The 25,856-nt window shown below is 52.1% G+C and carries 22 protein-coding genes and 9 pseudogenes; 27 read left to right on the forward strand and 4 right to left on the reverse strand.

The genetic code is table 11. The features are described from left to right. Position 1: 1 nt before the first annotated feature. The 6 genes and pseudogenes from opp3C (at position 2) to ACYF68_RS04690 (ending at position 4,476) form a co-directional block, all read left to right on the forward strand. Complete coding sequence (opp3C, locus tag ACYF68_RS04665; protein WP_461047493.1) at positions 2-1,012, forward strand: oligopeptide ABC transporter permease; 1,011 nt, start codon at positions 2-4, stop codon at positions 1,010-1,012. A gap of 11 nt (positions 1,013-1,023) precedes the next feature. Beyond that, positions 1,024-2,024: pseudogene (locus ACYF68_RS04670) on the forward strand (ABC transporter ATP-binding protein); the annotation flags it as partial. Positions 2,025-2,069: 45 nt separating this feature from the next. After that, positions 2,070-3,018 (forward strand): annotated as a pseudogene (locus ACYF68_RS04675) (ABC transporter ATP-binding protein). Then, positions 2,978-3,358: a DUF3899 domain-containing protein gene (locus tag ACYF68_RS04680; protein WP_461045547.1), complete on the forward strand. Its 381-nt coding sequence runs from the start codon at positions 2,978-2,980 to the stop codon at positions 3,356-3,358. The pseudogene ACYF68_RS04675 and the gene ACYF68_RS04680 overlap by 41 nt, the downstream one beginning before the upstream one ends. Before the next feature lie 34 nt (positions 3,359-3,392). Further along, positions 3,393-4,115 (forward strand): M24 family metallopeptidase, encoded by a 723-nt coding sequence (locus ACYF68_RS04685; protein WP_461045548.1) that lies wholly within the window; start codon positions 3,393-3,395, stop codon positions 4,113-4,115. Next, entirely contained in the window at positions 4,096-4,476 is a 381-nt protein-coding gene (locus ACYF68_RS04690) for a M24 family metallopeptidase (protein WP_461045549.1), read from the forward strand. Before ACYF68_RS04685 ends, ACYF68_RS04690 begins: the two co-directional genes overlap by 20 nt. A gap of 86 nt (positions 4,477-4,562) precedes the next feature. Here ACYF68_RS04690 and ACYF68_RS04695 read toward each other — a convergent pair whose 3' ends face one another. Continuing rightward, positions 4,563-5,411, reverse strand: coding sequence for an aldo/keto reductase (locus ACYF68_RS04695; protein WP_461045550.1), 849 nt, complete (start codon positions 5,409-5,411; stop codon positions 4,563-4,565). Positions 5,412-5,556: 145 nt separating this feature from the next. Here ACYF68_RS04695 and ACYF68_RS04700 point away from each other — a divergent pair, with 145 nt between their 5' ends. Continuing rightward, the gene (locus tag ACYF68_RS04700) at positions 5,557-5,994 is read left to right on the forward strand and encodes an SRPBCC family protein (protein ID WP_461045551.1); all 438 of its coding nucleotides are present in this window, start codon (positions 5,557-5,559) and stop codon (positions 5,992-5,994) included. Between the two features lie 46 nt (positions 5,995-6,040). Here ACYF68_RS04700 and ACYF68_RS04705 read toward each other — a convergent pair. Further along, positions 6,041-7,386 (reverse strand): annotated as a pseudogene (locus ACYF68_RS04705) (dihydrolipoyl dehydrogenase family protein). Positions 7,387-7,586: 200 nt separating this feature from the next. Here ACYF68_RS04705 and ACYF68_RS04710 point away from each other — a divergent pair. The 11 genes from ACYF68_RS04710 (at position 7,587) to ACYF68_RS04760 (ending at position 14,193) form a co-directional block, all read left to right on the forward strand. After that, positions 7,587-7,886, forward strand: coding sequence for a putative RNA methyltransferase (locus ACYF68_RS04710; RefSeq protein ID WP_461045552.1), 300 nt, complete (start codon positions 7,587-7,589; stop codon positions 7,884-7,886). Positions 7,887-7,888: 2 nt separating this feature from the next. Further along, on the forward strand, positions 7,889-8,446 hold the full coding sequence (locus ACYF68_RS04715) for a methyltransferase domain-containing protein (RefSeq protein WP_461045553.1): 558 nt from the start codon (positions 7,889-7,891) through the stop codon (positions 8,444-8,446). Positions 8,447-8,482: 36 nt separating this feature from the next. Next, a complete protein-coding gene (locus tag ACYF68_RS04720) occupies positions 8,483-9,157 on the forward strand; it encodes a hypothetical protein (RefSeq protein WP_461045554.1) in 675 nt (224 codons plus the stop codon). Beyond that, a complete protein-coding gene (locus ACYF68_RS04725) occupies positions 9,154-9,624 on the forward strand; it encodes a hypothetical protein (RefSeq protein ID WP_461045555.1) in 471 nt (156 codons plus the stop codon). The genes ACYF68_RS04720 and ACYF68_RS04725 overlap by 4 nt, the downstream gene beginning before the upstream one ends. After that, positions 9,621-9,830 (forward strand): hypothetical protein, encoded by a 210-nt coding sequence (locus tag ACYF68_RS04730; protein WP_461045556.1) that lies wholly within the window; start codon positions 9,621-9,623, stop codon positions 9,828-9,830. Before ACYF68_RS04725 ends, ACYF68_RS04730 begins: the two co-directional genes overlap by 4 nt. Continuing rightward, a complete protein-coding gene (locus tag ACYF68_RS04735) occupies positions 9,784-10,416 on the forward strand; it encodes a DUF6320 domain-containing protein (protein WP_461045557.1) in 633 nt (210 codons plus the stop codon). The genes ACYF68_RS04730 and ACYF68_RS04735 overlap by 47 nt, the downstream gene beginning before the upstream one ends. Before the next feature lie 58 nt (positions 10,417-10,474). Then, positions 10,475-11,461, forward strand: coding sequence for an alpha/beta hydrolase (locus ACYF68_RS04740; protein WP_461045558.1), 987 nt, complete (start codon positions 10,475-10,477; stop codon positions 11,459-11,461). Then, positions 11,454-11,651 (forward strand): hypothetical protein, encoded by a 198-nt coding sequence (locus ACYF68_RS04745; protein WP_461045559.1) that lies wholly within the window; start codon positions 11,454-11,456, stop codon positions 11,649-11,651. The genes ACYF68_RS04740 and ACYF68_RS04745 overlap by 8 nt, the downstream gene beginning before the upstream one ends. Positions 11,652-11,767: 116 nt before the next feature. Beyond that, positions 11,768-12,406: a pyridoxal-phosphate dependent enzyme gene (locus ACYF68_RS04750; protein ID WP_461045560.1), complete on the forward strand. Its 639-nt coding sequence runs from the start codon at positions 11,768-11,770 to the stop codon at positions 12,404-12,406. Beyond that, positions 12,382-12,867 carry a pyridoxal-phosphate dependent enzyme gene (locus ACYF68_RS04755; RefSeq protein ID WP_461045561.1) on the forward strand — a complete coding sequence of 162 codons (486 nt, stop codon included), beginning with the start codon at positions 12,382-12,384 and terminating at the stop codon, positions 12,865-12,867. Before ACYF68_RS04750 ends, ACYF68_RS04755 begins: the two co-directional genes overlap by 25 nt. Before the next feature lie 66 nt (positions 12,868-12,933). Further along, positions 12,934-14,193: a hypothetical protein gene (locus ACYF68_RS04760; protein ID WP_461045562.1), complete on the forward strand. Its 1,260-nt coding sequence runs from the start codon at positions 12,934-12,936 to the stop codon at positions 14,191-14,193. A 59-nt stretch (positions 14,194-14,252) separates the two neighbouring features. Here the strand turns inward: ACYF68_RS04760 and ACYF68_RS04765 are convergent, their stop codons facing one another. Together ACYF68_RS04765 and ACYF68_RS04770 are read right to left on the reverse strand one after the other, a co-directional pair. After that, a complete protein-coding gene (locus ACYF68_RS04765; RefSeq protein ID WP_461045563.1) occupies positions 14,253-16,517 on the reverse strand; it encodes an ATP-binding cassette domain-containing protein in 2,265 nt (754 codons plus the stop codon). 71 nt (positions 16,518-16,588) lie between these two features. After that, positions 16,589-17,854 (reverse strand): M20 family metallo-hydrolase, encoded by a 1,266-nt coding sequence (locus ACYF68_RS04770; RefSeq protein WP_461045564.1) that lies wholly within the window; start codon positions 17,852-17,854, stop codon positions 16,589-16,591. A gap of 102 nt (positions 17,855-17,956) precedes the next feature. Between ACYF68_RS04770 and pxpB the strand changes: the two are divergent. From pxpB to ACYF68_RS04815, 9 genes and pseudogenes are all read left to right on the forward strand, one after another. After that, positions 17,957-18,648 (forward strand): annotated as a pseudogene (gene pxpB, locus ACYF68_RS04775) (5-oxoprolinase subunit PxpB). 121 nt (positions 18,649-18,769) lie between these two features. Continuing rightward, positions 18,770-19,659, forward strand: a pseudogene (locus tag ACYF68_RS04780) (5-oxoprolinase subunit C family protein). A gap of 4 nt (positions 19,660-19,663) precedes the next feature. Further along, positions 19,664-20,077, forward strand: coding sequence for an acetyl-CoA carboxylase biotin carboxyl carrier protein (locus ACYF68_RS04785; RefSeq protein ID WP_461045565.1), 414 nt, complete (start codon positions 19,664-19,666; stop codon positions 20,075-20,077). Continuing rightward, positions 20,019-21,423, forward strand: a pseudogene (gene accC, locus ACYF68_RS04790) (acetyl-CoA carboxylase biotin carboxylase subunit). Before ACYF68_RS04785 ends, accC begins: the two are co-directional and overlap by 59 nt. A gap of 11 nt (positions 21,424-21,434) precedes the next feature. Then, positions 21,435-22,192 (forward strand): annotated as a pseudogene (locus ACYF68_RS04795) (LamB/YcsF family protein). A gap of 11 nt (positions 22,193-22,203) precedes the next feature. Beyond that, positions 22,204-23,412, forward strand: a pseudogene (locus ACYF68_RS04800) (NRAMP family divalent metal transporter). Between the two features lie 12 nt (positions 23,413-23,424). After that, complete coding sequence (locus ACYF68_RS04805) at positions 23,425-24,204, forward strand: putative hydro-lyase (RefSeq protein ID WP_461045566.1); 780 nt, start codon at positions 23,425-23,427, stop codon at positions 24,202-24,204. Positions 24,205-24,364: 160 nt separating this feature from the next. Continuing rightward, a complete protein-coding gene (locus tag ACYF68_RS04810; RefSeq protein WP_344701678.1) occupies positions 24,365-24,805 on the forward strand; it encodes a MarR family winged helix-turn-helix transcriptional regulator in 441 nt (146 codons plus the stop codon). A gap of 88 nt (positions 24,806-24,893) precedes the next feature. Then, positions 24,894-25,848: pseudogene (locus ACYF68_RS04815) on the forward strand (ring-cleaving dioxygenase). Positions 25,849-25,856: the final 8 nt, after the last annotated feature.

Genomic DNA, 25,856 nt, shown 5'->3' on the forward strand with positions numbered 1-25,856 from the left:
CATACCTGAGCATAAATTGACGGATGATTTGTTTGAAGTGGAAAATCAGCTGCATAGCGGCAAAGAAGTCATTTCGACAAAGCCAATAAGTTATTGGGGAGATTCATGGCGTCGTCTCAAACAGAATAAAGGGGCGATAGTGGGACTGGTGCTAATCATACTCATCATCCTCCTCGCCATTTTGGGCCCTTATATGAATGATCACGAATTTGATGAACAGAATCTCCAAATAAGCAACATGCCACCTAAAGTTCCAGTTTTAGAGCATGTGCCATTCTTGAATTTGAATGGAACGGATATCAACGGTGTTGATATATACGAAGCGGAGAATGTAGAGGGCTATTATTGGTTCGGGACGGATAACCTCGGGCGGGATGTCTGGACGCGGATATGGGAAGGCACCCGTATCTCCTTGTACATCGCGTTTTTGGCTGCGCTTCTGGATTTGCTTATCGGTGTCACCTATGGCAGTATTTCTGCTTACTATGGCGGCAGGGTAGACAATGTTATGCAGCGCATTATAGAAGTCCTTATAGGAGTTCCGAACCTCATTGTAATCATTCTGCTCATACTCATCCTCCAGCCTGGAATCATGTCGATTACACTGGCGATGGTCATAACAGGATGGGTGAATATGGCAAGGATCATAAGAGGACAAGTCCTGAAACTGAAGGGTCAGGAATTCGTCTTGGCTTCGAGAACACTAGGGGCGGGAGACACGAGATTGATCTGGCGTCACCTCATCCCAAATTCAATGGGGCCGATTATAATAACGACGATGTTCACTATCCCAACCGCAATATTTACAGAAGCATTCTTGAGTTTTATTGGTTTAGGGCTGCAGCCTCCGATAGCTTCCTTAGGGACGATAGTGAACGATGGGTTTGAACTGATTCAGATTTACCCCCATATGCTCATGTTCTCGTCTATCATAATCAGTCTGGTCATGATCAGCTTCAATCTATTGGGAGATGGTTTGAGAGACGCGTTTGATCCTAAAATGAGAAAGTAGGAGTGATGAGTTTGGATGAAATACTTTCTGTAAAAAACCTCGATGTCACTTTCGATACTTATGCCGGGGTGGTCCAGGCAGTCAGGAACGTCTCCTTTGATTTGAAAAAGGGCGAGACTCTGGCAGTTGTAGGTGAATCCGGTTCTGGCAAATCAGTGATGTCGAAAAGTATCATGGGGCTTATACCCGAACCTCCGGGGAAAATCAGCGGAGAATATATAAAATATAAAGATGAAGATATATTGAAATATAATAAAAAAAAGTTGAGGAAATTGAGAGGATCAGAAATATCAATAGTATTCCAAGATCCGATGTCATCCTTAAATCCGACCATGACCGTGAAAAACCAATTATAGAAGGGATTTTGACACATAGTAAAATATCGAAGAAAGAGGCTGTAGGGAGGGCAATCGAAATATTGGGTTCAGTGGGGATACATGAACCTGAAAAAAGGATCAATCAATATCCCCATCAGTTTTCCGGAGGCATGCAGCAAAGAGTGGTCATAGCCATGGCATTAGCATGCGATCCCGAAATACTGATAGCGGATGAACCAACGACTGCTTTAGACGTTACAGTACAGGCGCAGGTGATCGATCTGTTCAAGAAAATTCAAAAGGAACGCGGCACCTCAATCATATTCATCACCCATGACTTGGGTGTGGTAGCCAATATTGCAGATCGGGTTGCGGTCATGTACGCCGGAAAGATAGTGGAGATAGGAAAAGTGGAAGAGATCTTCTATAATCCGCAGCATCCCTACACCAAAGGCTTGTTGAAAGCCATGCCGAATCTGGAGCATTCCCACGATACATTGATCTCGATTCCAGGCTCACCCCCAAATTTGATGAACCCCCCTGAAGGGGATGCATTTGCGATACGCAATAAAGCACCTCTGAAAATAGATTTCCTATATAATCCACCCATGTTCGAAGTGACGGAAACACATCACGCGGCGACTTGGCTGCTGCACGAAAAAGTGAGTAAGGCAGTAGAGGATGAAGTTGAAGAGATATTTGAATCCGATAAGGATGAGGAAGTACGGAGCGAGAAAAAGATAGGAAGCAACAAGCTATTGGAAGTGAAAGGCCTTAAACAGCATTTCAATAAAGGCCAGAAAAACGAAGTAAGGGCAGTAGACGGGGTGAGTTTCGAAATCTACGAGGGGGAAACCTTCGGGCTGGTAGGTGAGTCGGGGTGCGGGAAATCGACCACGGGCCGGAATCTAGTCAATTTATATCAATCGACAGAAGGCGAGATACATTTTAAAGGCAAGAGTCTGGCAGAGAAGAACAAATTGGAACTTCATAAGCAGATGCAGATGATTTTCCAGGATCCGTACTCATCTCTGAACCCACGTTGGACCGTAGAGGATATCATCGCAGAAGGAATGGATATACACGGTCTATATCAAAATAAGAAAGAACGTAGGGAAAAAGTAAAGGCATTATTGGAAACAGTAGGGTTGAATTCTGAACATGCCACCAGATACCCCCACGAATTCAGTGGGGACAGAGACAGCGGATAGGGATTGCCAGAGCCCTCGCCGTAGAACCGGAATTCATCGTTGCGGACGAACCCATTTCAGCATTGGATGTATCAATACAGGCTCAAATAATCAATCTGCTGAAAAAACTGCAGAATGAGAATGCACTGACATACTTATTCATCGCCCATGACTTGTCGATGGTGAAACACATCAGTGACAGGATCGGGGTAATGTATAAAGGTAGATTAGTGGAAGTTGCAGATAGTGATGAACTATTCGAAAACCCTTTGCATCCATATACGCAGTCTTTGCTTGGCGCCATACCGGTGCCTGATCCGCGCAATGAAAAGAACCGAAGTAAGGAAGAAGACATCGCCTGGGAGAAGGTCAAGGATCCCGGCCAGATGAGGGAAGTGACCCGGGGCACTTCGTGTCATGCACCGAAAAAGAAATGGAAGCATATAGACAAGAGCAGGTTGAAGGTAAAGGGGTGGAATGGATTGAAGACAGTAAGTAAAAAAACAGTTTTAATTTATCTCACTGCAGCAGCCTGTCTCATATTATTGCCTGTTGCCGTAAACATACCGATAGAATATCTTAACTTATTTTTCATGGTTGGGCTACTGCTGTTCATAGCCGGCGGATTCATGTGGATGATGAATAAAGGGGTCTACAATGCGATATTCAATAACTTCAAGAAAATCTTAAGACATGATTCGAAATTGGAGACATTCGTTGCGGAGCAGGATGCTGAGCTTAAAGATAAGCGGAACTTTCGAAGAACTGGCTCAGGGTTATGGGTGTTGTCCATGGGCATCTTACTTATAGTATTTTCCACTATTGTTTCCATGTATTGAGAAAAAATGAATTTCATTAAAAGGAGAGGTCGATTTGAGTAGAATAGATAAACTGATCGAGGAATTCGATAATTTCGGAATAGAGGCAGTGATGATTTCGGGGCTTTGGAATATACGTTATCTCTCCGGGTTTACGGGCAGTAATGGCGTGCTTATAATAACCCGCAATGAAAAATTATTGGTTACAGACTACAGGTATTTCGAGCAGGCAAAACAACAGACTGATTTCGAAGTAATCCTCCATGCAGGCCATACGGGCCACAAAGGGAAAATCTATGAAGCGGTGGCTCGTCAACTCAACGAAAGAAATATAAAAAAAATGGGTTTTGAAGAGCGGCATATCAGTTTTGGTCTGCATAAGTGGCTCGATGAAATGTTCGATGGTGAGTTGGTGCCATCCTATGACATTGTAGAAAACATCAGAATGATCAAATCACCCGATGAATTGGATAAAATCAGAGAGGCTTGCCGGATTACGGATGAAGCCTATCTACACATTACAAACTTCATCAAAGTAGGCATGACTGAACTGGAAGTGGCTGGTGAACTGGAAGATTTCATGAAGAAAGAAAACGGCTATGCAGCTGGATTTCCACCCATTGTCGCCTCTGGTTCAAGGTCTTCCCTGCCGCATGGGAGGGCGACCGGCAAAAAGATTGAGAAAGGTGAAATGATCACTATAGATTTCGGGGCATGTTACGACGGGTATTGGGCAGATATTTCCAGAAGTCGTATCCATGGGCGAACCGTCAGATAAAATGAAGGAGATACATGATGTCGTGCTGACTGCGTTCAATAATTGCGTGGATAACATCAAACCCGGCATGCAGGACACCGAGGTCGACCATCTGATGCGGGAGCATCTCATTAAGACGGGCTACAATGAGCAGTCAGGGACAGGGACGGGTCATGGCATTAGGTTGGAAGTACACGAGAAGCCCCTGTTTTCTGTCCAAAAGGATAAAGTACTGGAAAAAGGCATGACGGTCTGTGTGGAACCCGGCATCTACCTGCCTCGTGTCGGCGGTGCAAGGGTGGAGGATGTCTTGCTCATCAACGATCAGGGATGCGAAGTATTGACCCCGTCAACAAAAGAATTAGTGGTTATTGAAGTATAAAAATGAACCCCAATTCCACATGGAATTGGGGTTCATTATGTTATCTGCAAGGTGCTAGACACCCTGCATCATAATGCTTCAGAAATCTAGAGGTCCATTTCATCCGGTGTCATGCCGGAGAATCCGACGTTGTCCATCGCGTCCATCTGCTTCATGTCGGCTTCACTTATTTCAAAGTCGAAGAGGTGTGTGTTTTCTTCGATGCGTGAAGGGGTCACGGATTTCGGCAATGGCAGGATGCCATTCTGCATGACATATCTGATGCACAGCTGTGCTACTGATTTATCATATTTCTCGGCAATTTTCTTGAGGTCTTCATTTTCGAGCAGGCGGCCGGACCCGATTGGGCTCCATGCTTCAACGAGAATGTCGTGCTGCTTGCAGTAGGCGACGGTCTCATCCTGTGTGTACCCCGGATGATATTCGATCTGGTTGACCATCGGTTTGATTTCCGTGTCGACGAGTGCTTCCAAGTGGTGTGGCATGAAGTTGGAGACGCCGATGGCTTTGATTTTGCCTTCTTGATAGAGTTCGGTCATCGCTTTCCACGTATCCAGGTTGATTTTTTCCCAGTCGTCAAACTGTTTCTTATTTGCTGGCCAGTGGATGAGGTAGAGGTCAAGGTAATCCGTGCCGAGTGCTTTCAGAGTGTTGTCGAAAGCGGCTTTCGTCGTCTCGTAGCCCCGTTCGGAATTCCATAGCTTGCTGGTGATGAACAGATCTTTACGGTCCACCCCGGATTCCCTGATTGCCTGGCCGACGCTGCCTTCATTTTTATACGCAGCTGCCGTATCGACGTGACGGTAGCCGGATTCGATCGCTTTCTTGACGGCGTTGACCGCAGTTTCCCCGTCTGGTGTCTGCCATGTGCCGAAGCCGACGCCCGGAATCTCGGTGCCGTTATGCAGTTTGAATGTATCTGTCAATGTCTTCATCTGTCTATCCCTCGCATTTCCTCTGTTTATTTAGTACAGGGTCCATTTTATCATTCATGGAAATCGAGCGTTAATGATGTGCACACTGTGGCGGATCATGACTTTAAAAATGGTATGATTAGGGACAATAGGGAGGTAGGATCATATGGAACTGTATCATTTTGAAAAAGAGATGGCGGGCACACCGGAGGAACTGTTCGCCATCGTCAACGATGACGAGAAGCTGAAGTCGTGGAGTCCGATCTTTGAAGGGAACGACTATCTGACTGAAGCGGAGCGGGGGATCGGCGCCCGCTTCATCACAAAGTTGAAGGTGCTGAACCGCACATACCGCTTCCGTTCTGAGATTACGGAATATGAAACGAACCAGCATGTTGAAGTTAAGACGGTACTCAAGCAGGGTGTGATCGTTTCAACTTTCAAACTGGAACCAGCTGCTGAGCCGACGACGAAGGTGCAGGTGACGAGCACGTTCGACCCGGAGAAACGCAAGTACGCACTTATGCTTAAAGGGGCGAAGCCGGTCATCAAACAGGTGCTGGACCGTCAGATGAAGAAACTCGGTGGAATGGCAGAGCGATGAAGGCATAAAAAAAGAAGCGGATAAAATTATCCGCTTCTGTGCTGTGCTACAACAATTCGAATTTGAGCATATCGATGACGCCGCTTGAAGGGCTTGGGAATGCGAAGATCATGGTAGAGAGGTCCTGGGCCGTCACTTTCTGATTGACTGCGAAAGTGAGGACGTTGACCAGGTCCGCCGCATCATTGCCGTATATTTCAGCGCCGACCAGCCGCTTGTCCTGATCGATGACGATGTCCATCTGGGCATCGGTTTCATTTTTATACTCGAACAACAGCCGTTTGCCGAACTCGATTGTTTTGACGGTGAGGCTGTCATCTTCATCAGCATCGGCAACCGTGGCGCCGATTGTGGCGAGACGCGGCAGTGTATAGAGCACATTCGGGATGGCCGGATATTTGAGCGGTTCCGTATTCATGCCGGTGATATGCGCGGCAATGTATTCCGACTCGAATGTGGCGGTCGGCGTGAGCTTCGGAATCGCTTTGTCCAACACGTCGCCGCTTGCGTAGATGTTGGGCTGTGCCGTACGCAGATAGCCGTCTGTCTGGATGCCTTTTTTCGTATATCTGACACCGGCGTTCTCAAGCCCGAGCCCGGCGACATTCGGTACACGTCCGGTGGCATCGATGATGCAGTCGGTGGATAGTGTCATGCCGGATTCGGTGCGGAGGGTATAACGCTCGCCATCCTTCGAGATTTCGGAAGTGTCTTCATTGTAGTGGAAATGGACGCCCTCCGACTCGAGTTTTTCTGTCAGCATGCCGACATGCTTGCGGTTGAAGCCACGGAGCATTTCATCAGAATGGGTGATGACATGGACTTCCGCGCCCGTCTTGATGGCGATGGAGGCAAATTCTGCTGTGATGAAGCCACCGCCTATGAATGTAATGTGTTCCGGCATGGATGCCATATCCATGAAGTCGCGGCTGTTGCTGGCATATTCTTTGCCCGGGATGTCGAGTGCGTTGCTGTGCTGGCCGGTCGCGATGATGATTTTATCCGAAGTGAATGTCTTGTCACCGACTGCGATGGTATGGGCATCCTGCAGGGTACCGCGGCCCATGTGGATGTCGATGCCTTGTTGCTCGAACATCTGCTTTAAGCCTTCCGACATCGGTGGGATGACCTTTTCTTGTAGTCCATCAATGAGGGCCAGTCGACTGTAGTGTCCTGGCTGAGGATGCCTTTATAGTGTCCGAGCTCTTCAAGTACTTCAAACGGTCCCTCGAGCAGGATCTTCGGGTTGCAGCCGAAATTAGTGCACGTGCCGGCGATGGTGTCCGCTTCGATGATGGCGACTTTCATGTCCGCCTGGATGAGCGCCATTGCAGCGTGCCATGCGGCGTGTCCGCTGCCGATGAATGCGACGTCATAATCATATCGTGTCATAGTATCATTACCTCCATAGGTTTGGATCTGGTCTGTCTGTGGTGCGCGCAGTGTGCCGTTATCCGTCATGGTCGATCAACCTAAACATTAAATAAGCGCCCGCATGATTACAAATGATGTGACTTGAAGTCACATTCATTTGCACAAGGCGGGCGGCTCGTCTACTATAAAACTAACAGAATGAAGCGGGAGGCCGTAGTATGAAGAAGAAGGAAAAGAGCGCGCAGCTCGCGGGGAGGTATGCGGATATATTCCGCTGCCCGGTGTGCGGAGGAGATATGCATGTCAGGGAACAGGCTTCACTCGTGTGCGGTAACGGGCATTCATTCGATTTCGCCAAACAGGGCTATGTCAACATGCTGAACAAGCCGGTCAAAACCCAGTATGACAAGACGTTGTTTGAACACCGGCATGCCTTCATCACGGAAAGTGGCTTCTATGACGCACTGCATACGACGATTGCGGATGCAGTGGGGCAGATGACGGTGAATCAGCCCTGAAGGTGCTGGATGCCGGAAGTGGTGAAGGCTCCCATCTCGCCAAGGTTATGGCACACATCGATAGAGCGGATGCAGTGGGGATCGGTGTCGACATTGCCAAAGAAGGCATCATGATGGCGGCAAAGCACTATCCTGAACAGCTGTGGCTGGTCGGTGACCTGGCAGAACTGCCGATAGCCGATGCACAGAGTGATGTCATCTTGAATATACTATCGCCGGCAAGCTATGAGACCTTCAACCGGGTGTTATCACCAGGCGGACGGATCATCAAAGTCGTGCCGGGTGCGGGTTATTTGAAGGAACTGCGGGAGGCGCTCTATAAGGGGACGGATAAGGCGCAGTATGACAATGCGGATACGGTGGCACTGTTCGAGGCGCAGTACGGGCCTTCTGAACGCATGCACATCACCAAAAACGTACCACTCGAAGAACCAGCACTTCGGCATCTTTGTGGGATGTCCCCATTGGCCTGGAACCAGGCGCCGGGCGAACTCGATGATTTCATCACACAGGCGCAGACGGTGACGCTCGACCTTGAAATTTTGATTGGACATAAATAAGAGCAGCCGGAAGGCATACAGGAAGGAGGCGGTCGCATGGATGAGTGGTACAAGATAGATAATACCGGAAAGATATTCCATGCGGTATCGGATGCGACGAACTCTGCGGTATTCCGGGTGGCGATGATCCTGGGTGAGAAGGTCGATGGACAAACACTGCAGGAAGCGCTCGATATCGTCGCAGTGCGTTTCCCGACGCTCAAGGTACGTGTGCGTAAAGGGCTGTTCTGGGACTTTATGGAGCATAATGATGAACTGCTCAGCGTCAAGCGGGAGGGCGCACATCCATGTGCCCCGATTGATGCGAAGGAAAATAACGCCTACCTCATCCGGGTGCTTTATTTCGACCGGCGCATCTCGGTGGAAATCTTCCACTCGGTGACCGATGGCGGCGGCGCGGTGGAGTTTCTGAAGACGCTCGTCTACCAATATCTGATGCTGCGCGGCATGGAGGATCCGGTTGGGAATGATGTCCTGCTGCCGGAAGATCCGCCACGGCCGGAGGAGATGGAAGACAGCTTCGAGCGCTTTGCGACGACCCGCAACATCAAGCGTACGGGCCCGCGGCTGAAGCCAAGTTATCAGATTAAAGGCGTGTCGCTCGACCCGCCGGGCATCAATGTCATCCACGGGGTGATGGATGCCGGTAAGGTCAACACCTTCGCCAAGGCCCGGGAACTTCACTTACAGGATTTCTGCTCAGCATATTGATCCAGGCGATCCATGATGAGAAGAAGGCAGGCGACAGGCGGGAGGAGCGGATTGCGATAGCGGTGCCCGTCAGTCTGAGACGGCATTTTCCATCCACAACATTGCGCAATTTCTTCTATGTCGCGAACATCGACGTCTCGATGGACGGCTATGTGACGTTTGATGACCTCATCAAAGATGTGTCGGCCCAGCTTGCCGATAAGACGGATAAGGAGAACCTGCAGGCCGGCATCAACCGCTTCGTCTCACTGCAGACCAACCCCCTGACCCGTGCTGTGCCGGTCATGCTCAAATATCCGGTCATGCGCTTTGGCTTCAACCAGCTCGGCGAACGGCTCAAGACGATGACGTTGTCGAACCTCGGCAACATCAAGCTGCCGGAAGCGATGAAACCATACGTCGACCGTATGGAAGTGGTGCTGTATCCGACCGGAAGAGTCCGATCAACTGTGGCATCGGCACGTTGAACGACCGGCTCACGATCACATTTTCACGCTCGATCATGGAGCAGGAAATCATCCGCACATTCTTTATGCTGCTTAAGGAGAAGACTGGACAGGATATCACCGTCTACTCCAACGACTGGGGGATGGGATATGACGGAATGCCCGAATTGTGGTGTCTGGGTGGGGCAGGTAGAATGTCCGCTGTGCGACGCACCCACCGGCATTGACAAACAAGACGGCGAAACCTGGTATCCGGCCTACAACCGGGAGGAACAGCGCATAAAAGCCCGCATCACCAGAATCGCCATTTTCCTCGGGGTGCTGGCGGTGATTGCTTCATTGGCGGTCAACATCATCGTCATGCCCCAGTTCCTATGGGTATTCTACGTCGCCGTGGCCGTATTCTATGTGCTGGTATCACTCAGCCATACAATACTCTCAGCTTCCCATATCGGCGGCAAGATCACCGCGCAGGTGGTCAGCCTGACCATCCTGCTGTTGGTGATCGACGCGATGTCCGGCTCCGTCCAGTGGTCCGTCGATTACGTCGTACCGTTCCTGATCATCGGCGGCATCCTGCTGATGTCGATCTTCATGTTGCGTGTGCGCCTGAAATGGAGCGGCTATGTCAGCTTTCTGCTGCTGATGATTGCGCTCAGCTTCGTTCCGGGTCTGCTCCATTTGGTCGGCATGGCGACCGTCATGTGGCCGAGCGTCGTCGCACTGCTCTTTGGCGTCACGACGTTCACGCTGATCTTTGCATTCGCGACCCGCGCCTTCATGACCCAGCTCGGTCGGCGTTTCCATCTGTAATGGCACTCAGAGAGCCGCTCCTCTTCAGAGGGCACTTCAAAACGAAAGGGATGATTGCATGAAAGATGTCCTCAAAGCTTCAGCCATACTGGCGGGCGTCGGGGTTTTATCGTATTCGGTGCGGGCGCGTCTGGTAGAAGAGCGGAGCATCGGCAGCAAGCTTGCTGAAGATATCATCCGCTTCGTCAACTTCGATCTCGAAGATGTGGATGAAAAGATGCTTGCCGATAACTTCAGGGAGAACCAGAAGGAACATAAGATACCGGAAGGCATACTGCGGTCGGAAATCGGCATCTCTCAACAGGCCGATATGAAAGTCTATCGGCTCCAGCCGCGCCAGAAGCAGGGTGACAGACGGGTACTTTATCTCCACGGCGGCGGCTACATCCATCAGCCATCGCTCTTCCATTGGATGTTTTTAGATGGGATGGTGGAGGATACGGGACTTGAATTCATCGTGCCGATCTACCCGAAAACCCCGGAATTCACTTATGATGATGCGTATGACGCGGTGGACCGGCTGTACCGTGAACTGCTGGATGAGGACCCGGAAGTGCCCGTGCTCATGGGGGATTCGGCCGGCGGCGGACTGGCTTTAGGATTCACCCAGTGGCTTGCGTCGATGCAGTTGCCCAAGCCATACGGGTTGATCCTCATATCACCCTGGCTCGACGTCACGATGACCCATCCCGAAATGAAGAAATATGCGGCACTGGACCCGATGCTGAAACCCGCCAACCTGAAAGTCATCGGCCGCATCTGGGCGGGTGACGCGGATCCGACCTACTACAAAGTGTCACCGATATACGGCAGTATCGACGGTCTGCCGAAGATCCATCTGTTCGTCGGCGAGCATGAAGTGTGCCTGCCGGACGCCCGGAAATTTGCCGGCATGCTTGAAGCGGCCGGTGCACCATATAGGTACTATGAATATCCGAAGATGAACCATGTCTTCCCGCAGTATCCGATCCGTGAAGGGGCACAGGCACGCCGGCAGATGCAGGAGATATTAAAAGACTGGGGGCAGGTGGCGCACAATGTATAAAAAGTTATTTTTGATTGCGGTTGTAATCCTAGTGTTCCTCGGCCTCTACGTCTTCGATTGGGTGGGACCGAAAAACCGGTCCATCGTCATTGTGGCATTCGTCGTCGGCATGCTGCCGCTCTATTTCCTTGTCAGCATAAAAGAGAAAAAGAAGAAGCGTAAAGAGGCGAAGATGGAAGAGTCGAAGTAAGAAATCTAGATCGATTGACGATGATTGTAAGGGGAAGCATCTATGGATATGGTCTTAAATCGGTTTAAGGAGGAAGGGGGCAAACTGATCTGCTCGCGCACTTCACACAGGGGGTGATGGAGCGGTCGGCAAAATTCCACCAGAGTGTGCCGGAGTATGCCGCTACACCGCTGGTTCACCTGGATGGTTTGTCACAACAGCTCGGCGTCGCGAAAATCTATGCCAAGGATGAATCGGAACGCTTCGGGTTGAATGCGTTCAAGGGGCTGGGCGGAATCTATGTCATGGCGGAATATTTCAGGCGGTACGAAGGCTTGGATTTCAATGATTACAATGAATTGCTGAAAATGCTTAAAACGCATCCCGGCGTGACATTCGCGACTGCGACAGATGGCAACCACGGCAAAGGGGTGGCGTGGGCGGCCAGTCTGCTCGGGCAGAAGGCCAAAGTGTTCATGCCTGAAGGGGCGGCCGAACACCGTCTTGAAGCAGTACGGCAACTCGGGGCGGAAGCGACCGCCACCACACTCAACTATGATGACACCGTCAAAGAGACAGCCAACTTGGCAAAAGAGCATGGGTGGGTGCTGCTGCAGGATACAGCTTGGCCAGGGTATGACGAGATTCCGCTGATGATCATGGAAGGATACACGACGCTCATGTCCGAAGTCCATGCACAATTGGGCATACTTCCTTCAACGACATCACGCATGTATTTCTGCAGGCTGGAGTGGGATCGTTCGCTGCTGCGATGACAGCCGCGGTACTCAGCAAAATGGACGGTAACCGCCCGCGGATCATCGTGGTTGAGGCCGGGGCGGCGGATTGCTTCCATCAATCGATGAAGGATACTTCCGGTAAACCGCAACAAGTCACAGGAAGCTTAAATACTGTGATGGCCGGCCTGGCATGTGGGGCGCCGAGTACCCAGGGCTTTGAGATGCTGAAAGCGTCAGCGGACGCCTTCATCCGCTGTCCGGACGGAACGAGTGAGCGTGGCATGCGCCTCTATGGCAGGCCGACCGGTTCAGATGAACCTGTCGTTTCGGGTGCCTCCGGAGCCGTCACACTCGGCGCGCTGCACGCGCTGATGACAGAAGACGGATATTCACAAGCACGGCAGGCCCTCGGCCTGGACGGGTCATCCAATATCCTCCTTATCAATACAGAAGGGGATACGGATCCCGATCACTATAGGCAAGTGATGCGGGAGTGACAGTCACAGTGATTGAACCAGTGTCACATCTAAAGGAGGGGTAGCATCAATAAAGAAAGGAGTTTGATGACGGCCATCATCATCGGCTTCATCCTGTTTGCTGCAGCAGTCACGTACAGTATGACCACAGACGATAGCCCGTACAGACACCATACGGGGTTGGGTGAATCGATCGATATTTCTCCGGACGATGATCAGGTGGCCTTCTCCTACTATGATGACGGTAGGGAATCCATCTATATAGGAAATATCGGCGAGGGTACGGAAGAAATCGCGCTGACAGAAGAGGCGAATCATACCCAACCCCAGTTCACTCCGGATGGTCAAGGGTTGATGTACTTGAGCCGCTCGGAAGAGGGGGTACAGACACTTCATCTCCTGCCAGAGATAGGTGGCGAACCCATCCAGCTGACAAGCACTGACACTCATGTCTTTGAGGCTGCCATGTCACCGGATGGAGAAACAGTCTACTATATCGCAATGCCTTCAGAAGATCTGCTCGCGGCTCCTGAATCGACGGAAAACGGACGGGATCTCCACCGCGTCAGTAGAGAAGGCGATGCCCATGAAAAACTGACGGATAAGGATGCATTCGATATGCGGGGATTGAATGTTTCCGCGGACGGGGAGATGCTCCATTTCATGGAAGAGGAGATGCGTTCATATGACCTTAAGACCAAAGAAGAACACCCCTATGTGGGAATCGAAAGACCTGGCTACATCGGCGTCCCGACCCTGTCGTCTGACGGCGCTTCACTTGCCTATACAGCCCAGGCAGGCGAGTCGGATAAAGGCACCTACATCTATGAGCTGTTTCTGACGGACACTGAAACGGGAGAGATGGAGCAATTGACCAACCAAGATGCTTCGGTGACGTCCCCGGCATTCTTCAACGGTGAAGAGCGCCTCGCATTTTTGGTGCAGGAGGACTGGCCGTCCGAGCCGGCTGTCTACGAGATACAGACGATTTCCTATGAAGGGGATGACATGGCGCCGCTTGAAGTCGAGATGCCGGAAACTTCGGGTGGAGTGGATTTTGGGGCGATGTTGGATAAATCGATCAACACCGCAACCTTGACGCTCCTCTATCTGCTGACATTTGGGCTGGCCATCGTCTATGCGGAACTCCATGGCCGGGCACTCATTCCTGTTGCAGCCAGCGCCTTGTTGACTGTGCTGGTTATCATCACGATGTTTTTCGGGCTCGATGACCCATGGAGAACAATCGGAATGATGATGCTTTCCGTATGGCTGCTCGGTTGTACAGGTGTACTGCTGGTGTTTGCCTTGCTCTACAGAAGGACGGTGCGACACAGAAGAAAGTGAAGATGCTCAGATTATACAGAGAAAGCCTCCACCAAAAGGGTAGAGGCTTTCTTTATGTGTCATTCTGGATTGCTGATATAGCGTCTGATGTGTTTGGCCGTCACCGATGACTCGACATCAAGCAGGCCGGAGGGCGCACCGCTGTAGAGTATCGTGCCGCCCTTTAGACCGGGGCCTGGACCGACATCGATGATCCAATCGGCATGGGTCATCATGGTGAGGTTATGTTCGATCAGGATGACGGTGTTGCCCTGGTCGATCAGCTCCTGGAAGCATTCGAGTAGAGTCGGAATGTCATCTTCATGCAGCCCGGTCGTCGGTTCATCAAATATGAAGACCTGGCCTGTCGCCTCGCCATCGAGGTAGCGGCTGAGCTTGACCCGCTGTATCTCACCGCCAGACAATGTATCGAGCGACTGGCCGAGGGTCATATAGTGGAGCCCTGTATCCTGCACGGTTCTCAGGCGTTCGATGACATGGGCGTTGGTTCTGAAGACGCTCAATGCCTCCTCGACGGTAAGCGCCAGTATATCAGCGATGGAATAGCCATCGACTGTGGCCGCCAATGCTTCTGGCTTATAGCGGGTGCCGCCGCACACTTCACAAGTCTGGGAGAAGTCCGGCATGAAGGCGAGCTCCGTCTTTAATACGCCTTTGCCGTTGCATTCCGGGCAGGCGCCTTCAGAATTGTAGCTGAACATGCCCTTACGCAGTCCCGTCTGCTTGCTGAAGAAGGTCCGGATGTCATCGAAGAGGTCCATGTAGGTCAGCAGGTTCGAACGGTTCGAAGCATGGACCGGCTTCTGGTCGATGAATATCGCATCCGGATCATTGCGGAAGCCAGTCTTGATCAGTGTACTCTTACCGGAACCGGCCACCCCGGTCACGACGGACAGCACATTTTTCGGGATGTCGACGGAGACATCCTTCAAGTTGTTTCTGGTGATGTGCTTGAGGCTGATGAAGTCTGACGGGCGTCTCGGCTGTGCTTTCAGCTGATGCGGACGGTTGAGTGCCCTGGCTGTCGGCGTATCGGTCTTCATCAGTTCCTCATACGACCCCGTAAAGATGATTTCGCCACCGTGCTGGCCGGCACCGGGACCGATGTCGATGACATGATCGGCGATCTGGACGACGTCGGGATCATGTTCGACGACAAGGACGGTGTTGCCCTTATCCCGGATGGAGCGCATGATCGTATTGATCTTTTCGATATCTTCCGGATGCAGGCCGACACTCGGCTCATCGATGATGTAGACCAGATCGGCCAGCGGACTGTTCAAGTGGCGGATGAGTTTGATGCGCTGGGATTCCCCGCCTGAGAGGGAAGGTGTCTCACGGGCAAGCGTCAAATAGTTGAGTCCGACATACGACAGGGACTCCATCTGCGCGAGCAGCGGCCGGATGATGTATTCGGATTTCGGATCATCGAGCTGTTTGAGAAACGGGATTGCCTCCTCGATGGACAGATTTGTGAAATCCGCGATATCCATGCCATCGATCTTGCATGACAGCACCGTGTCGTTCAGGCGCTTGCCGTTGCAGTCGGGGCAGTCGCGGCTTGTGACGACGCGGTTGACATCGTTGATGAAGCGCTTCTTCTCGAAGTTGTCATTGAGCAGGAACGACCGTCTGAAGCGGTGGATCAGCCCTTCGAACTGTGCCGTACGCGGCCAGTTCGAAGGGGGATCCTTAAGACGTGTCGGCTTCGTATACAAGAAGGTCTCCATTTCCTCATCCGTATAGTCGCGCAGCTTCTTATCGTTGTCGAACAGACCGCTGTAGAGATAGCGTTTGCCGCGCCAGCTGTCCGGGCGGAAGGATGGGAACTTGATTGCATCTTCATTCAGCGACTTGTCGTAGTCGAGCAGTTCATCGAGGTCAATATCTTCGACATACCCCAATCCCTGGCAGCGTTGGCACATGCCGCTTGGATTGTTGAACGAGAAGACGTTGGAGTAGCCGACGAACGGTTCCCCGATCCTCGACCACAATAGACGCACGGACGAGTATATGTCGGAAATCGTGCCGACCGTGGAACGGGAATTGCCGCCGAGGCGCTTCTGGTTGATGATCATCGCCACCGGCAGGTTCTCGATCTGATCGACGTCCGGCTTCTCGTACTGCGTCATCTGATTCTGCAGATAGCTTGAATACGTTTCGTTCAACAGGCGTTCCGATTCGGCCGCAAGTGTATTGAACACAAGCGATGACTTGCCTGAGCCGGAGCGTCCAGTAAAGACAGTCAGGGTATGTTTTGGTATATCGACGCTCACATTCTTCAAGTTATTCTGGTTGGCGCCTTTAATGCGTATATATGACATTCGGTTCACCTCCCTGTCAGTCTACCCGAAAAACAGGCGTTTAATAGGGAAGAAATCATTTCTTTCCGGTTTTAGTAATTTTCGAAGAAATCCTGCAGCACACGGACGCCCTGCTGGATATCCGCAATATGGGTGAATTCTGCCGGATTATGGCTGATGCCTGCAATGCTCCTCACGAACAGCATGGTAATCGGGTGCCTTGTGCCGATGGCCATGGCGTCATGCCCCGCGCCGCTCGGCAGATGGACGGGGCTCAACCCCTTGCGCTCGAAGGACTGCTCCATCTTTTCGATGACTTCCGGTTGGATGGGGATCGGCATGATGCGGGTCGTCAAATCGACATCGACCGTGACGCTGCTGCCTTCAACCGTCCGTTCGGCATGGTTGCGAACGGCATCGATGAGCGCAGATTGCAGCTCGACGTCTATATCCCGGGCATCGACGACAAGCGACACTTCGCCCGGGATGACATTGACGCCGCCCGGTTCGACATTGATCTTGCCCACTGTGGCGACTGCCGTCTCACTGATGCCCTGGGCGACCTGGGGTAGAGTCGAGATGAATTCGGATGCCTTGACCAGCGCATCCTGACGTCCCGGCATCGGGGTGCTGCCGGCATGGCCCGCTTTTCCATGGAATACGACACTGGTGCGCGTCGCCCCGGCAATGCCGCTGACGATGCCAAGCGGCAGATTCTTCTCTTCGAGCTGTCTGGCCTGTTCAATATGGACCTCCGCATACATTTCAATCGGATAATCAGGTCCCTCCGCGTCCAGGAAATGTGTGCGGTCCAACCCGGCTGCGTCCATGACGGCGTCAAAGTCCTGACCGGAAGGGTCCTTATATTTATCCACTTCCCCTTCCGTCAACATCCCCATAAAAGCCCGGCTGCCGGTCAATCCGCTGTTGAAGCGGCTGCCTTCTTCATCGCTGAAGACGGCTACTTCATAGGAGTACTTCGGTTTGTATCCCGCCTCATGCCACAGTGTTGCGATCTCGAGCGCGGTAAGCACGCCGGCGACACCATCAAAATGTCCCCCGTCCGGCACGGTGTCGAGATGCGAACCGGCCATGAAGACTTTCGAATCGTTTTGTCCTGGGTATCTGCCGAAGACATTACCGGCGCCGTCGCGGCGCACCGTCATGCCGATCTCCTCCATCCATTTGATGACCTGCTGCTTAGCTGCCTCCTCTTCCTTCGAATACCCCATGCGCCGCGACCCTTGATTTTTCGTCATGCCGATTTCGGCGATGGTCATGAACCGTTCGTGGAGTCTATGGCCGGAGGCATCCTCCAGCTGTTCTGCCTTCATCCTATCCAAGAAGTATCGTGTCATTTTTATGCTCCTTCATTTAAGTAATGGTCTTTCACCTTTGTCCATAATAGTATACGATATTAGATGAGAAAAGTGTGAAAATTCAGTTTGGGGGGCAAAGGCATGAAAATCAGACAGTTTGCAGAAGATGCACTGACGATATATTTGGGCGACGAAATCGATGAAGCGGTGAATCGACAGATCGTCGCCCTGCGCCATCATATAGAAGCACAGTCCTTTGAAGGCGTGGTGGAGGTCATACCGTCGTATACAAGTCTCATCATCCATTTCGAAGTATTTTCTGTAGACTTGGAAAAACTTAAGGCAGCTCTTGAGAAAATAGATATCGATGCACTTGTGCAGGAGCCGTTCCAGTACCGGGTCATCGAAATACCCGTGTGCTACGGCGGGGAGTATGGGCCGGACATCGGTCATTTTGAAACATCGGGCTTGTCCGAGGAAGACGTCGTGCGCCTGCACGCGGATACCGAGTATCTCGTCTATATGCTTGGGTTCATGCCGGGGTTTCCATTCCTTGGCGGTCTCGACGAACGATTGCATAAAGATCGGCTGGAAACGCCCCGGGTCAGCATTCCAGCAGGTTCTGTCGGGATCGGGGACGACAGACGGGCATGTACCCGTTCGAGTCACCAGGCGGCTGGCACCTGCTCGGCCGCATGCCCGTCCCACTTTTTGATGCGGATAGAAACCCGGCGATCCTCTACGGGGCGGGGACCGCATCGTCTACCGGTCGATCGGGGAAGACGAGTACAAGGATATCGAAAAGCGTGTCGCCCAAGGGGACTATGAAGTGAACAGCGAGGTGAGGAACAAATGACGGGGATTCTGAAAGTACTGAAGCCAGGGGTCTACACGACCGTCCAGGACCTCGGCCGCTACGGCCATCAGTCAGAGGGCTTTTCGCCGGCCGGGGCGATGGACTACCGTGCGTTCAGCTTGGCGAACCAGTTGCTTGGCAACACGGAAACTGCCGCCGCACTTGAAATGACGCTCCAGGGCGGCACATTCGAGGTGCTCTCTGACACTTTCATCGCAACGGCGGGTGCAGACATGCCGATTGATATAGACGGCAGCAGCTATCCTTCAGGCATGGCCCTCCCTGTCCTAAGAGGCAGTACAATCACCATTGGAGCCGCTGCCAGTGGTGCCCGCACGTATCTTTCAGTAGCCGGTGGCTTCAAGGTCAATCGGGTGCTCGGCAGCGCCTCAACCCATGCGAGGAGTGGCATCGGCGGGTATAAAGGACGACCGCTCAAGGCTTTCGACAGGCTTGCTGCATACGGCGGACAGGTGCACAAAATCGCTCAGCAACGTGTTCAGATACCTAGAGGCGATGATGTCGTCCATGTGGTGCCGGGTCAGCAGTTCGAGCGTTTCGATGAAGCCATGCAGCGCACATTTTTTGAAGGCGAGTATGAATTGACGAAGGACGCAGACCGGATGGGGCCCGCCTGAAGGGACCTAAACTTGAAGCGGACGCCCATGATGTATTGTCGGAACCGACACAATTGGGCAGTATACAAGTGCCGAAGGGCGGTCAGCCGATCGTGCTGTTGAATGACCGGCAGACTGCCGGCGGATATGCAAAGATCGCAACGGTCGTCCGGGCGGATATCCCGAAATTCGTCCAGATGCAACCGGGGGAGATGGTCAGGTTTAAAGTCGTCACGGTGGAAGAGGCGACGGAGATGTACAAAGCGGAAATGGAACGGATCGAGAGTGGCACCTATATGGAAACCAACAATGATTTCCGAGCGCATATTCGTCCTGTGTCGAGAAAGATCGAAAGAATAATGGGAGGTTGAATAAATGGATGTCGAAAAAGTGAAAGCCTATGCAACACTCATGCAGGAGCAGCAGTTGAAGGTGCTGACGGTGGAAGAAGGGGACTTCAAGATCCATCTCGAAGCACACGAAAAAACAACTGGCCAGCTATCGCAGCCCGCCATGGAACATGATGCGGGAGACAGTGGGGCGCACACTATAGAGGCGGGCCAAGTGGGCACTTTCTATATAGATAAGGATGAAGAAGGCAAAGAAGCGTATACAGCTGAAGGGGAAACCGTCAAAAAAGGGGATGTCCTCGGCGTCATCGAGGCGATGAAAGTATTCAACGATGTCGTGTCGGATGTTGACGGGACGGTAGAAGAAATACTCGTCGGTAATGGGGAAGGGGTCGAATACGGCCAGCCGCTCTTCTCCATCCGGCAGGAGGGGGAATGACGTGGAGAAAGTATTGGTTGCGAACCGTGGAGAGATTGCCGTCAGGATCATCCGGACACTAAAGGAAATGGGCATCAGGAGTGTGGCGGTCTACTCGGTGGCGGACGCAGGGAGTGCCCATGTCGCACTGGCGGACGAGGCAGTGTGCATCGGTCCTGCCCAGAGTGCAGACAGCTATCTGAACATCGACGCCATCGTCTCGGCGATTGAGGTTACAGGGGCGGACGCAGTGCATCCGGGCTATGGCTTCCTGTCGGAATCGGCCGAGTTTGTACGGCGGCTTGAAGACATCGATGTGACATTCATCGGACCTACTGCGGAGACCATTTCCCGGATGGGGGACAAATCAGAGGCAAGGCAGACGATGAAGCAGGCGGGGGTGCCCGTCATTCCAGGCAGCGAAGGTGTAGTTGAAACGTTCGAAGAAGTGGAGAAGATCGCCAAGGAGATCGGCTTCCCCTCGTCATAAAAGCGGCATCTGGCGGAGGCGGTAAAGGCATGCGCTTTGTGCATGACCCCTCAGAGCTCGAAAAGTACTTCAAGGCAGCGAAGAAGGAGGCGAAGAATGCCTTCAACGATGATCGCATCTATGTCGAGAAGTTCATCGAAAAAGCCCGTCATATCGAGGTTCAGGTCATCGGGGACGGAAAGGGAATGCGGTCCACCTCTATGAGCGTGACTGCTCGATACAGCGCAACAGCCAGAAGCTTGTAGAAGAGGCGCCTGCTGCGATCCTGGATGACGCGTTACGGGAAGAGATAACGAAGCGGACGGCTGATGCCGTCGCAGAACTGCATTATCGCGGTGCCGGCACAGTCGAATATTTGTATGTTGAGGAAGAAGCGGCCTTCTATTTCATTGAAATGAATACCCGCATCCAGGTGGAGCATACGATATCCGAAGCGATCACAGGTGTCGACATCGTACGTGCCCAAATGGAGGTGGCCTCTGGCGATCCACTATCGATCAGCCAGGAAGATGTGGGCATCTCAGGCTTTGCCATAGAGTGCCGCATCAATGCCGAAGACGCGGCAAACAATTTCATGCCTGCGCCCGGTGAGATCGACATGCTCCACTTCGGCATGGGGCGTGGGGTACGCATCGATTCCCATGTCTATCCGGGCTATGTGATCCCGCCGCATTACGACTCCATGATCGCAAAGATCATCGTGCATGCCCCGACCCGCGAGCAAGCGATTCTCAGGATGCGTCATGTGCTCGATGAGACGGTAATCGGAAGCATCTCGACAAATCTCGATTTCCAGCACTTTCTGATGAACCACCCGAACTATGAGAAGAATGACGTAGATATAAAATTTCTTGAGCGCAATGCGATAATCAATTAGGGGAGATATGAATGCTTAAAGTGGATTTGAATGCGGATCTCGGAGAGAGCTATGGCAACTATACGATCGGCAATGATCAAGACATCATCCCGCTCATCTCATCAGCGAATGTGGCATGTGGTTTCCATGCAGGGACCCTTCCGTCATGCAGGAGACGGTGCGGTTGATAAAGGACGGTGGCGTGACGGGCATCGGAGCGCATCCGGGATTCCCAGATCTGATGGGCTTCGGGCGGCGCTATATGGATATGACGGCAGATGAGATCAGTACGCTCATCATCTATCAGCTTGGCGCCCTGGACGGCTTCTGCCGCGCTCAAGGTCAGAGGATGAATCATGTCAAGCCGCATGGGGCCCTCTACAATGCCACATTTAACGACCCGGATCTCGCCCGGACCATTGCAGAGGCGGTAAAGGCATATAACCCCGACCTCAAGCTTATGGGTCTGTCCAACCAGAACCTGGTGAAGGCGGGTGAGGCAGCCGGCTTGGCAGTGCGTCACGAAGTCTTTGCCGACCGTGCATATGAAGCCGACGGCACGCTGGTCAGCCGCCGTAAGGCAGGGGCGATGGTGACCGATACAGACGAGGCGGCAGCGCGTGTCATCCGGATGGTTACTGAAGGCCGGGTGGAGGCGATCGACGGTTCCGACATCGACATACAGGCCGACAGCATCTGTGTACATGGGGATGGGGAGAAGGCGCTTGAATTCGTCCGGGAGATCCGCCGGCGCCTGAAAGAAAATGATATTGAAGTCACAACGATGTAGGGAGTGGAATAATGGATAACAAGCCCAAAATGACAACGACGCAGCGCAGGCTGCTGTTCGGAGCAGTTTTCCTGATGGCGACTTCTTCCATCGGTCCGGCGTTCCTGACCCAGACCAGCGTCTTCACCGAACAGTTCCTTGCCAGTTTTGCGTTTGCGATACTTGCCTCCATCGTCATCGATATCGGGGCGCAGCTTAACATCTGGCGGGTCCTCAGCGTCTCCGGCAAACGGGGCAGGACGTCGCCAATGATGTCCTGCCCGGACTTGGCTACGTAATCGCGTTCTTCATCGTACTCGGTGGCTTCGCGTTCAATATCGGCAACGTCGCCGGGGCGGGCCTTGGCTTCAATGCGATCTTCGGGTGGGACCCAAGGGTTGGGCAGCACTCGCCGGGGTCATCGCCATCATCGTATTCCTGCTCAGGAACGGCCGGGCGGTCATGGATATCATCATCCAGATACTCGGTGTCCTCATGATCGGCATCACGGCGTTCGTCATGATCAAATCCGATCCACCTTATGGGGAGGCGGCCTACCGCGCCGTCATGCCTGAAGAGCCGTTGACTCTGTTCCTGCCGGTGGTGACGCTGGTCGGGGGACTGTCGGCGGCTACATCACATTTGCCGGTGCCCACAGGCTGATAGAAGCGGGCATGACTGGGCGTGAGAATCTAGGGTTCGTCAGCCGTGCCGCCAATTACGGCATCTTGACGACCGGCGTCATGCGGATCTTGCTGTTCCTGGCAGTCCTCGGCGTCGTCTCCGGCGGGGTGTCCCTCGATCCCGACAATCCACCGGCGTCGGTGTTCCAGATCGCGCTTGGCGACATCGGCATGCAGGTGTTCGGCATCGTGCTTGTGGCAGCGGCATTATCTTCAGTCATCGGTTCCGCCTACACGAGTGCCTCATTCCTGAAGTCGCTGCACCGCATATTCGATAAATACAACAATATTGTAATCATTTCCTTCATCGTCATCTCGACCATCATTTTTACGTTCGTCGGCCGACCGGTCACGCTGCTCATCCTTGCAGGTGCCTTCAACGGCCTGATCCTGCCTTTGACGTTGGGGGCGGTGCTGATTGCTTCGCGTAAAAAGAAAGTGGTTGGAGAGTATCGCCACCCAACCTGGATGATCGTCTTCGGCATCATCGCCATCATCATCACGATCATTGCAGGTGGCATGTCGCTGCAGGGATTGCAGGACTTATGGGTGAAGTAGGGGAGAGATATCATGGAAGCGAAGGAACTTAGAAACCAGATCAGAAATGGCACATTCGACAGGACGACGTCTGGTGCAGCGGGCAATCATGTGCAGGCCAACGTCGTCATACTGCCGAAGCGTTACGCATTTGATTTCCTGCTGTATGCAATGCGCAACCACCAGGCCGTTCCCATCATCGAGGTGCTCGAGGATGGCCGGACGGAGAGTGTGTATGCAGAAGGGTCGGATATCCGCACGGATGTCCCACGGTACAATGTCTATCGGGACGGGAAATTGTCAGAAACCGTCGATGATATAAGCGACTGGTGGCAGGACGACTTTGTGACGTTCCTGATCGGCTGCAGCTTTACTTTCGAACAGGCCATCACCGATGCCGGATTTGAGATGAAGCACATCATGCAGAACAGGAATGTCGCAATGTACCGGACCAGCATCAAAACCGTGCCGGCAGGCATCTTCAGCGGCGATCTCGTGGTCTCGATGCGGCCGTTCAGGAAGGAAAGTGTCGAACGTATAGCCGAGATTACAGGCATGTTTCCGGATATGCATGGCCGTCCCATCCATCATGGCGACCCGGATGCGATCGGAATCACCGACCTCGGCCAGCCGGACTATGGTGACAGTGTCGAGCTTGACGAGGATGAAGTACCTGTATTCTGGGCGTGCGGTGTAACACTGCAGAATGCGGCCCTGAATGCCAGGCCGGAAGTGATGATCACCCATGCGCCGGGCCATATGTTCGTCACGGATCTATATAATGAAGCATTTAAAGTCCGGCAGCCTGAATAAAGGGAGCGCACCATGTTTGAAAAGTTTGGAGTCCGTCCATTTAGATTAAATTTAATATTTTTTGAGCTGAGGGGTTGCATTATGATTTTTCATGGCTTATAGTACAGATATATTAAATTTAATCTAATTTAATTTAAACTAATTTTAAGGATGTGCAGAGATGAAAGATATCGATCCGCGCATCAAGGCCTTCACTGTTTTCATCAAGTCATCCCAGTCCATCCAGAAACTGATCAAGCAGGATTTCCTGAAGAAGGAAATCAATCTGAATGAGTATGCGGTGATGGAACTGCTCTACCATAAGGGGGATCAGCCGATCCAATCCATCGGGAAAAAGATTCTGATGGGGGGCGGAAGCATCACATATGTCATCGATAAACTGGAAGAGAAGGGTTTCCTGTACAGGAAACCTTGTGAAGAAGACAGGCGGAAAATGTTTGCCTGCATCACTGAAGCGGGTAAGCAATATATGAACAGACGCGTAGCAGAACAGGAAGCGCTGATCCACACCATTTTCGATGAATGGACGGATGATGAAGTTGACGAAGCGATCGACCTGTTGAAACGTGTCGGTCTGCATGCAGAAGGATTACTGAAATGAAGCTTGTGCCGGGCACAGGCTTTAAAACAGCCAATTATCTCTAATTGAAGATAATTATTGGATGAATCATTTAAAAGGAGTTTTTGAAATGACTGAAGGACTACTCGGAATCCACCACGTTACAGCGATGACGGACGACGCAAAGCGGAACTATAAATTCTTCACTGAAGTACTCGGCATGAGATTGGTCAAGAAGACGGTGAATCAGGATGATATCCACACCTACCACACATTCTTTGCGGACGATGTCGGTTCTCCAGGTACAGACGTGACATTTTTTGACTTCCCGAATATCCCGAAAGGCGCGCCGGGCACGAACTCGATTTCACGCATAGGACTCAGGGTACCGGATGACGCGGCACTGGAATATTATTTGGAGCGATTCGAAGAATTTGATGTAAAACATGATGGCATCAAAGAGGTGTTTGGGAAAAAAGTACTGCCGTTCGAAGAGGCGGATGGCCAGAGGTATCAGCTGTTCTCCGACGAAGGGGATACAGGGGTGGCTCCCGGCATTCCATGGAAGAACGGTCCGGTACCGGAAGATAAAGCGATCTATGGTCTGGGTCCGATTGAAATCACGGTAAGCTACTTCGATGAGTTCAAGCAGATCCTTACAGGAATCTATGACATGAAACCGAGCCTGGAAGAACAGGATGTAACGCTGTTTGAAGTCGGCGAGGGCGGTAATGGTGGTCAAGTGATCTTGAGGAAAGACGAATCGACTCCTGGCCGTCAAGGTTATGGACAGGTTCACCACGTGTCATTCAGGGTGAAAGATCACGAGACGATCAAAAAATGGGAAGAGAAATACAATCAGAACCGTATGGGACACTCCGGTAACGTAAACCGCTTCTACTTCGAGGCACTGTACACACGGATCGGTGACATCTTGGTCGAGATTTCAACAGACGGTCCGGGATTCATGGGCGATGAACCATATGAAACGCTCGGCGAGAGTCTTGGCCCTGCCACCATTCCTTGAATCACAACGCGAAGAAATCGAAGCGCAGATACGTCCTTTCGATACGAAGCGGTCTTAATGCGCATA

The sequence above is a fragment of the Salinicoccus sp. CNSTN-B1 genome (assembly GCF_054792835.1).